General features: G+C 65.5%; 10 protein-coding genes. 6 read left to right on the forward strand and 4 right to left on the reverse strand.

Annotated features, from left to right (window positions below; all coding sequences use genetic code 11):
* Positions 1-2 precede the first annotated feature (2 nt).
* Positions 3-866: a universal stress protein gene (locus AC3WL2_RS17190; protein WP_102683277.1), complete on the reverse strand. Its 864-nt coding sequence runs from the start codon at positions 864-866 to the stop codon at positions 3-5.
* 157 nt (positions 867-1,023) lie between these two features.
* On the opposite strand from AC3WL2_RS17190, the gene AC3WL2_RS17195 reads away from it, so the two are divergent.
* Complete coding sequence (locus AC3WL2_RS17195) at positions 1,024-1,641, forward strand: MiaE family protein (protein ID WP_102683278.1); 618 nt, start codon at positions 1,024-1,026, stop codon at positions 1,639-1,641.
* A 1-nt stretch (position 1,642) separates the two neighbouring features.
* On the opposite strand, the gene AC3WL2_RS17200 is transcribed toward AC3WL2_RS17195, so the two are convergent.
* Positions 1,643-1,963 (reverse strand): ElaB/YgaM/YqjD family protein, encoded by a 321-nt coding sequence (locus AC3WL2_RS17200; RefSeq protein ID WP_031315252.1) that lies wholly within the window; start codon positions 1,961-1,963, stop codon positions 1,643-1,645.
* A 131-nt stretch (positions 1,964-2,094) separates the two neighbouring features.
* On the opposite strand from AC3WL2_RS17200, the gene AC3WL2_RS17205 reads away from it, so the two are divergent.
* Positions 2,095-2,358 carry a hypothetical protein gene (locus AC3WL2_RS17205; protein ID WP_023630897.1) on the forward strand — a complete coding sequence of 88 codons (264 nt, stop codon included), beginning with the start codon at positions 2,095-2,097 and terminating at the stop codon, positions 2,356-2,358.
* 67 nt (positions 2,359-2,425) lie between these two features.
* Positions 2,426-3,367 (forward strand): carbon-nitrogen hydrolase family protein, encoded by a 942-nt coding sequence (locus tag AC3WL2_RS17210; protein ID WP_102683279.1) that lies wholly within the window; start codon positions 2,426-2,428, stop codon positions 3,365-3,367.
* Between the two features lie 25 nt (positions 3,368-3,392).
* Here the strand turns inward: AC3WL2_RS17210 and AC3WL2_RS17215 are convergent, their stop codons facing one another.
* Both AC3WL2_RS17215 and AC3WL2_RS17220 read right to left on the reverse strand, forming a co-directional pair.
* Entirely contained in the window at positions 3,393-3,863 is a 471-nt protein-coding gene (locus tag AC3WL2_RS17215) for an LEA/WHy family protein (protein ID WP_102683280.1), read from the reverse strand.
* A gap of 87 nt (positions 3,864-3,950) precedes the next feature.
* Positions 3,951-4,847 (reverse strand): LysR family transcriptional regulator, encoded by an 897-nt coding sequence (locus AC3WL2_RS17220; protein WP_102683287.1) that lies wholly within the window; start codon positions 4,845-4,847, stop codon positions 3,951-3,953.
* A gap of 102 nt (positions 4,848-4,949) precedes the next feature.
* Here AC3WL2_RS17220 and AC3WL2_RS17225 point away from each other — a divergent pair, with 102 nt between their 5' ends.
* The 3 genes from AC3WL2_RS17225 to AC3WL2_RS17235 all read left to right on the forward strand — a co-directional run.
* A complete protein-coding gene (locus AC3WL2_RS17225) occupies positions 4,950-6,029 on the forward strand; it encodes an extracellular solute-binding protein (protein ID WP_102683281.1) in 1,080 nt (359 codons plus the stop codon).
* 23 nt (positions 6,030-6,052) lie between these two features.
* Positions 6,053-7,018: an agmatinase gene (gene speB, locus AC3WL2_RS17230; protein ID WP_102683282.1), complete on the forward strand. Its 966-nt coding sequence runs from the start codon at positions 6,053-6,055 to the stop codon at positions 7,016-7,018.
* A 231-nt stretch (positions 7,019-7,249) separates the two neighbouring features.
* A partial coding sequence (locus AC3WL2_RS17235) for a hypothetical protein (protein WP_102683283.1) occupies positions 7,250-7,545 on the forward strand: 296 nt, incomplete at its 3' end.

The following is a 7,545-nucleotide window of genomic DNA, read 5'->3' on the forward strand; positions in this document are numbered from 1 at the left end:
GCTCAGCCACGCGCCAGTTCAGCCAAATGTGCCGTGGCCTCTTCGCTCTTGAGCACCAGCACATCGCCTTCCAGCGCATCCAGGACCACTTCCGCCGTGTTGCCGATCAGCGCCCCGGAGATGCCGGTGCGGGCCACGGTGCCGAGGATGGTCACCACAGCGTCAAGTTTCTTCTCGGTATAGGGAATCAGTACGTCGGCCGGTCCTTCGGCGATATGCAGCCTGTCATCGGTAATATCGAATTCCGCCTGGAACGCCGTGCACGCCTCGCGATAGCGTTTCTCGATGGTCTCCGTGAGCTGATAGACCGGGTCGGAAGCCGACAGCATCGGCGATGGATGGGCGCTGATCACGTGCAGTTGGCCTTTGGCCAGGCTGGCGATGTCATAGCCGTGATCAATGATGCTGGCGTGCAACAGACGATGGGCCTCGTCCTGGTTGCCCACATCCACCGCCGCCAGGATCACGCCGCCGGTCCAGGGGCGTTCGCTCTTGACCATCAGCATCGCGCAGGGGCACGCGCGCAGCAGCTTCCAGTCACTGGGGGTCAGCAATGCCTTGCGCAAGGGGTTTTCCGGGCGGTGCTCCTTGATCACCAGTTCACAGCCTTCCGCTTGCTGCACATGGATGATCGACTGGTGCAGGCTGTCCTTCCACTTCTGTTCATGGGTGACATTGTCGTAGCCATCATCATGCAACTGGCTGCTTAGCAGGCTCAACAGCGCGCTGTGGTCCTGCTTCTTGTCGCACATCAGCAGGTGCAGGCGCGCACCGGTCACCCCGGCAATCAGTTTGGCCCGGGTCAGGGCCCGGCTATGGGCGTGCTCGGGGTCGAGGACGACGAGGATGCTGCGCACGGCTTGCATGGACGTGAACTCCTTTCGCGGATGGCGACCAATGCTTGACTATAGACGGCGCGGCGGCTGTTGCCGGTTGATCTGCATCAAGCATAGTCACTGGCGCTCGCCACCGCCGCCGGTATAATCGCCGGTCCCGCCGATGTCCCGTGTGATTGTGAGTACCATGTCCCTGATTCCTGAAATCGATGCCTTCCTGGGTTGCCGCACCCCTGACGCCTGGATCGAGGCGGCACTGGCCGACCAGGAAACCCTGCTGATCGATCACAAGAATTGCGAGTTCAAGGCCGCCAGCACGGCGCTGAGCCTGATCGCCAAGTACAACAGCCATCTCGACCTGATCAACATGATGTCGCGCCTGGCCCGCGAGGAACTGGTGCACCACGAGCAAGTGCTGCGTCTGATGAAGCGCCGCGGCGTGCCGCTACGGCCGGTGTCGGCAGGGCGCTATGCCTCTGGGCTGCGGCGGCTGGTGCGGGCGCATGAACCGGTGAAGCTGGTGGACACCCTGGTAGTGGGGGCTTTCATCGAGGCGCGCAGCTGCGAACGCTTCGCCGCCCTGGTGCCGCATCTGGACGAGGAGCTGGGCACCTTCTATCACGGCCTGCTCAAGAGCGAGGCGCGACACTATCAAGGTTATCTGAAGCTGGCTCACCAGTATGGCGACGAAGCGGACATTGCCAGGGTTGTGGAGCAGGTGCGCGAAGCGGAGGTCGGGCTGATCACCTCGCCCGACCAGGAACTGCGCTTCCACAGCGGCATTCCCCAGGCGCAAGCCGCCTGAGTTATTGCCGGCGACCGAGCAGCAACCCGACCACCAGGCCGAAGCCTGCGGAAATCGCCACGGTCTGCCAGGGGTGGCCTCCGATATACTCCTGTGTCGCCTCGACCACCGGCTGCGCCTTCTGGCCCAGGCGGCTGGTGGCATCGCGCGCCTGGCGCAACTTGAGCCCCAACTGCGCGCGCATGCCTTCGGCTTCCTCGCCGACCAGCGACGCGCTGTCGCTGAGCAGCTTCTCGGATTCCTCGATCAATGCCTGCAGTTCGCTGAACACCTGATCCTTGATCTGGTCGTTGTTGCCTTGCGCAGCGGTTTTCCTGGCCATGTACACATCCTCGTGAAGGGTTGGGCGTTGAACAGTGGATGCCACGGTGACGGGAAAGTTGCAGTGGCGTACCGGTGGCGCGTCGACGCAGTGTAAGATAGCGCCCATTTTCCAGCGGCAGGTAATACCCGATGAGTTTCAATCTGGCCAACATGAGCTTCCAGGAACGGGCGCAGATCGAGGCAGAAAAGGCCCGCTTGTTCGACTACTGGCAGAACAACCTGGGCAAGGCCAAGGGTGAGGCGGCGCGACTGATCGCAGAGAAGCCGCGGCGCAAGGGCAAGTGGGCGGAATGGGTACGTGCCGAACTCGACGGCATGTCGCCGCCGGAGTTCAACCAACTGGTGCGCAGCGAAGTGAACAAGATGATGGCCGCCGCCAGCGCCAACCGCTGAGCCAGGCGAACACCCCGAACGCCTGCGCTGGAGCATCCAACAGACCTTCCTGACTGGAGTTCCCTCGATGCCCAAGTCCATCGTCGCCGCCCTGCAGATCGGTTCGCTGCCTGGCGGCAAGGCCGCCACCCTGGCGCAGATCCTCGACTACGAGCAGGCCATCCATGATGCCGGCGCCAGCCTGGTGGTGATGCCCGAGGCCTTGCTCGGTGGCTACCCGAAAGGCGAAGGGTTCGGCACCCAGCTCGGCTATCGCCTGCCCGAGGGGCGTGAAGCCTTCGCCCGCTATTTCGCCAATGCCATTGATGTACCGGGGCCCGAGACCGACACCTTGGCCGGCTTGTCGGCGCGTACCGGAGCGAGCCTGGTGATCGGCGTGATCGAGCGCAGCGGCAATACCCTGTATTGCACGGTGCTGTTCTTCGAGGCGCACACCGGCCTGGTGGCCAAGCACCGCAAGCTGATGCCCACCGGTACCGAGCGGCTGATCTGGGGCAAGGGCGACGGCTCCACACTGCCGGTAATCGAAAGCCGTGCCGGGCGCATCGGCGCGGCAGTGTGCTGGGAGAACTACATGCCGCTGCTGCGCACTGCGATGTACGCCAAGGGTGTGCAACTGTGGTGCGCGCCGACAGTGGACGAGCGCGAGCTTTGGCAGGTGAGCATGCGCCATATCGCCGCCGAGGGGCGCTGCTTTGTCATCAGCGCCTGCCAGGTGCAGGATTCGCCCGCCGCACTGGGCCTGGAGGTGGCCAACTGGCCGGCCGAACGGCCATTGATCAACGGCGGCAGCGTGATTGTCGGCCCACTTGGGGAGGTGCTGGCCGGGCCGCTGGTGGGCGAGCGTGGCCTGCTTTGCGCCGCGGTCGATACCGATGAACTGGTGCGTGCGCGCTACGACTTCGACGTGGTCGGCCACTATGCGCGGCCGGATGTGTTCGAGCTCAGCGTGGACGAGCGTCCGCGGCCCGGAGTACGTTTCGTCGGTTCATCCGGCGCAGGTGAGTGATCTGCCAGCCTGCCGGTAAAGCTGATTACCAGGCAGGGCCTGCGGTCGTTGGCAGGTCGAGCTTGCCTTTGTCGGTAAAGCGCACGGTACCCAGCGGCCCTCCCGCCAGCTTGCCGCGCAATACATAGGGCAGGCCCTGCAGCGAGTCCACCCGGCTCAGGCCGTAGGCCTGGCGCAGGAAGGCGAAGGCGGTGACGCTCACCGGCACCACCAGCACCGCTTCGTCGTAGCGGCCGATATGCCCGCGCTGGTCGCTCACCCCGGCCGCCAGGGGCTGGTCGTTGACCTCCAGGTTGAGGGCGATGCCGTTGAAATCCACCGGGGTTTCGTTGGGGTTCTGCACGCGGATCTTCACGGCCATGCGCAGCTCCAGGTCCCGGCCGGGCAGGGGGTCGATGCCGATCACGCTGATGTTCAGCGGGTCGCGACCCTGGAACAGGGCGCAGGCATTCAGGCCAAGGGTCAGCAGCAGGATCAGGCAGACGCGGGCATACATGGTGATCAAGGCCTCGTGGCGCGGGCGAGTCGGCAGTGTCGCAAATGCGCGGTGGTGATGAAAGCGGGGCCTGCCGACGTTCCGGGCCTAGCGCGAGCCGAATGTCATGCGCAGGTCTTCCATGAAGGCTTGCTGCGCCTCGCCGGGTGTTTGCCCGCGATGCCTGGCCAGGGTGAACGGCACCACGAAATCCAGCGCGGTATCCAACGCCCGCAACAGGCCTTGGGCTTCCCAGGGCGCGGCGCCGTGGCACGGCAGAAAGCCGATGTGTCGTCCTGAAAGGATGAACGTCAAGGCGCTGTCGATCTGCTCTGCCACCGCCATGCTGTGGCGGCTCTGGAAGGGCTCGCCCTGTTTGAGAAAACGATAGGGGTGGCTCACTTGGTCCGCCTCGAGCAACTGCTCGCGGGTTATCTGGGCCTGGGTGAACAAGACGTGCCCCTTGCCGCAGTAAAGCCTCTGGCGCTCCTCGAACAGCGGCAGGTAGTCGAACGCCGCCTGGTTGCCGGAGAAGTAGCTGATGGCGCAGTCCAGGCGCTGCTCCAGCAGCAAGCGTTCGAGTTCGGCCGGTGGCGCGCTGGTCAGTTCCAGGCGCACGCTCTCGTCACGCTGGCGAAACCGCGCGATGGCCTGGGCCAGGCGCAGGCTGACGTCACGGTCCTGGTTCTCGGCCAGGCCGATGTGCAGCGTGCCCAGCAAGCGCCCGGCCACGCCATTGGCCTGCTGGCGGAACTGCTCGATCTGCAGCAGCAGGCCGCGGGTGGCCTGCAACAGCAACTCGCCTTTCTCGGTCAGCCGGAAGCCGCCCTTGCCCCGGCTGCACAGGCGATAACCCAGGCGGGTCTCCAGTTTCGCCATCTGCTGGCTGATGCTGGGCTGGCTGAGCCCCAGCACACCCTGGGCGGCGCTGAAGCCGCCGGCCTCGACTACAGTGACGAACAGCCGCAGCAGGTGCAGGTCCGGGTCGTGCAATTGTCCGAGCATCACATTGCCCCTGGTGAATGTCAGCTTCACAAAGTTGCCATTTTTGCAATGTAACCCGGCAGGCATGCTGGCGGCATCCACCCCTATGCCGAGGTGCCCGCCATGCGTTCGACGTTGTGCCTGCTTTCATTGCTGATCGCCCTGCCGCTGCAGGCCGAGGAGAAGGTCGTCAACCTGTACAGCTGGGCCGACTATGTCGCCCCGCAGACCCTGGAACGTTTCGAGAAGGAGACCGGCTACAAGGTCCGCTACGACACCTTCGACACCACCGAGGTGCTGGAGACCAAGCTGCTCACCGGTGGCAGCGGCTACGACGTGGTGGTGCCGTCGGCCACGGTGTTGGCCCGAGCCCTCAAGGCCGGCGCCCTGCAGCCGCTGGAGGCGCAGGCGATGCCCGGCTATGCCAACCTCGACCCGGACCTGCTGGCCAAGCTGGCCGAGGCCGACCCCGGCAACCGCCATGCCGTGCCTTACACCTGGGGCACGCTGGGGCTGGGGGTGAATGTCGAGGCCGTGCGCCAGCGCCTGGGCGATGTGCCCCTGGACAGCCTCGACCTGCTGTTCAAGCCTGAGTACGCCAGCCGCCTGAAGGACTGCGGCATCGCCATGCCGGACTCGCCACAGGAAGTGATCGGCGTGACCCTCAACTACCTGGGCAAGGACCCTTACAGCCAGGACAAGGCCGATCTGGACGCAGCCCAGGCGCTGTTGCAGCAACTGCAGCCGTCGATCAGCTACGTGGCCAACGGCCGCCAGATCAATGACCTGGCCAATGGCAGTGTGTGCCTGGCGCTCACCTACAACGGCGACGCCGCCATGGCCGCCGACCAGGCGCGCCGCGCCGGCAAGCCATTCGAGCTGATCTACCGCATCCCCCGTGAGGGCACACTGGTGTGGCAGGACAACCTGGTAATCCCCAAGGACGCACCGCATCCCGAGGCTGCACGCGCCTTCATCACCTTCATGCTGCGCCCCGACTCAGTGGCGGCGCTGACCAACACGCTGTTCTTCGCCAACGCCAACCAGGCCGCCACGCCGCTGGTGGACGAGGCGATCCGCGACGACCCGGACATCTATCCCCCGGCCGCGGTGCGCCAGCGCCTGTTCGCCGACCGCAGCATGGCGCTGGCCGACCTGCGCCAGCGCAACCGCCTGTGGACCGCCTTCCGCAGCCGGCAGTGAATGACAACAACAGGAGATATACCGTGGACCGCGCCCAAGACAACGACCAGGCCATCACCCGTGACAGCCTCTACGGCACTGCCGCCGAGAGCACCTACGCCGGCATCACCAGTTTCTCCCGGCGTCGCTACAGCCGCGATTTGCGGGGTGTCGACGTGGTGGTCAGCGGCGTGCCGTTCGACACCGCGACCAGCAATCGGCCCGGCGCGCGCTTCGGCCCGCGGGCGATCCGCGCCGCCTCGGTGCAACAGGCCTGGGCCAGGCACTGGCCCTGGGCGTTCGATCCGTTCGACCACCTGGCGGTGATCGACTATGGCGACTGTGCGTTCGATAGCGGTACGCCGCGGTCGGTGCCGCAGAGCATCGAGGCGCATGCCGAGCACATTCTCGAGGCCGGCTGCGCCATGCTCACCTTGGGCGGAGACCATTTCATCAGCTATCCGCTGCTCAAGGCCCATGCCCGTCGGCATGGCCCGCTGGCGCTTGTGCACTTCGACGCGCACAGCGACACCTGGCCGGACGAGGAGGGCCAGCGCATCGACCATGGCACGATGTTCTGGCACGCGGCGCGGGAAGGGCTGGTGGACCCGTCACGCTCGGTGCAGATCGGCCTGCGCACCACCAACGACGATAGCCAGGGCTTTGCCATTCTCGACGCTCGCCAGGTGCATCGCCAGGGCACCGAGGCGATCGTCGCTGCCATCCGCCAGCGGGTAGGCGACCGGCCCGTGTACCTGACCTTCGATATCGACTGCCTGGACCCGGCCTTCGCACCCGGCACCGGCACGCCGGTATGTGGCGGCCTGAGCACGGTACAGGCGCTGGAGATACTCGGCGGGTTGCGTGGGATCAACCTGGTGGGCATGGACCTGGTGGAGGTGGCGCCGGCCTATGACCATGCCGATATCACTGCGCTGGCAGGCGCGACCCTGGCGATGGAGATGCTGTGCCTGTATGCGGCGCGGCACAAGGTTGATAGAGCCGGGTAACGCCAGGGCCGCGCTGCGGCAATTGCCGGCACGCCGACTACCACAGGAAGGCGCATGGCTCAAGGCTGGTGCGCACGGTGTGGGAGCCGGCTTGCCGGCGATTGGGCTGCATGGCAGCCCCAGGGGGCGCATACTGAAACATCAGGACCCAAATTCATCCTTTTGCGTCGAACCCTGCGCGCCGTAGGCTATCCAACCTTCGAGCGCGCCTTTTCGTACCGGAGGTGAAGCATGAATCCCACACTGCCAATCCTGGGCCTCGGCCTGTTGCTGGCCTTGCCACTCCAGGCCGCTCCCTTGGCGCCGCCGCTGATCGCCGCCAACGACACCAATAACCCGTACAACAGCCCGATCATGCGCGCCAATCCCAACAGCCGTCAGGGCAGCGTGCCGGCAATGCCGCCTGTGCGCGGCCCGTCCACGCAACCCAACCCGCGACCTCCCACACTCGATAATCGCGGCATCGGCAACGGCGAAAACCTGCGCCGCGAACAGCAGACCCCGAACCTGGAACCCACCCCCCCACC

This window comes from Pseudomonas sp. FW305-96 (genome assembly GCF_058783825.1).